Here is a 1351-nt window from a genome sequence, read left to right on the forward strand (position 1 = left end):
CGCCTGACAGTGAGGATGTAGGCGCGCCCCGCAGCGGTCGTTCCTGACCCACCGCCTGACTGACTTCGGGTCTTCAACGGGATCTGTCGGTTCGGTCCGCTGCGGGGCTGCCTGCACTCACCAGACGTGGCGGTGTGACCTCATAGGAGCCTGTGCCAGCAGGCACCCATCACTGTCTTGTCCGCTCGCCCGGCGGTGCGTGCCGCCCCTACCGGTTGCGAGCGAGAAGGACGGCAAGACCACGATGACACCAGCGAGCACGACGGTCCAGGCGCTACCCATCGAGGTGGCCGGTGGCGTGGACACCCACGCCGACACCCACACCGCCGCGGTGGTCGACACCGCCGGCCGGAAACTGGGACACCAGCAGTTCGAGGCCACCGCGGCCGGCTACCGGCAGTTGCTGGCCTGGCTGCGCAGCTTCGGCACGCTGCTGGTCGTCGGGATCGAGGGCACCGGCGTCTACGGCGCCGGCCTGGCCCGTCACCTGGCCGCCGAGGGCGTGGCGCTGCTCGAGGTCGACCGGCCTGACCGCAAGACCCGGCGGTTCGCCGGCAAGTCCGATCCGCTCGACGCCGAGGCCGCTGCTCGCACCGCGCTGACCGGGGTGCGCACCGGCATCCCGAAGGACCGCAGCGGCGCGGTGGAGGCGCTGCGCAACCTGCGCGTGGCCCGCCGCAGCGCCATCGACCAGCGCGCTGACTGCCAGCGGCAGATCAAGTCTCTGATCGTCACCGCCCCCGAAGCGCTGCGCGCGCAGCTGCGCGGCCTGAGCATCACCCGGCTGATCGCCACCTGCGCCGCACTCCGCCCGGATGCAGCCCGTGTCGGCGAACCGGAGCAGGCCGCCAAGACCGCCCTGCGTGCACTGGCCCGTCGCCACCAGGCGTTGAGCGAGGAGATCGGCGAGCTCGACGACCTCATCGCCCCGCTCGTCACCGAGATCAACCCGCAGCTGCTGGCCTGCACCGGCGTCGGCGCCGACGTCGCCGGCCAGCTGCTGGTCACCGCCGGCCAGAACGCCGACCGGCTGCACTCCGAGCCGGCCTTCGCCATGCTCTGCGGCGTCGCGCCGATCCCGGCCTCCTCGGGCAAGACCAACCGCCACCGGCTCAACCGCGGCGGTGACCGTCAGGCCAACGCGGCTCTCTACCGCGTCGTCCTCTGCCGGATGCGCTGGGACCCCCGCACCCGCGCCTACGTCGAACGCCGCACCAAGGAAGGCCTGTCCAAGAAGGACATCATCCGCTGCCTCAAGCGCATGATCGCCCGCGAGCTCTACTACCTCCTACGACCCGCCCAGCGGCCCGAGAACCTCGCTCACGCCGCTTGACGATCCATAGGAGCATCC

At 71.4% G+C, this 1351-nt stretch carries 1 protein-coding gene; it reads left to right on the plus strand.

The annotated features are described in order from the left end of the window. The first annotated feature begins 244 nt into the window (after positions 1-244). The gene (locus A6V29_RS03410) at positions 245-1333 is read left to right on the plus strand and encodes an IS110 family RNA-guided transposase (protein WP_137158994.1); all 1089 of its coding nucleotides are present in this window, start codon (positions 245-247) and stop codon (positions 1331-1333) included. Positions 1334-1351 lie beyond the last annotated feature (18 nt).

The sequence above is a fragment of the Blastococcus sp. CCUG 61487 genome, assembly GCF_005222955.1.
Lineage (GTDB): Bacteria > Actinomycetota > Actinomycetes > Mycobacteriales > Geodermatophilaceae > Blastococcus.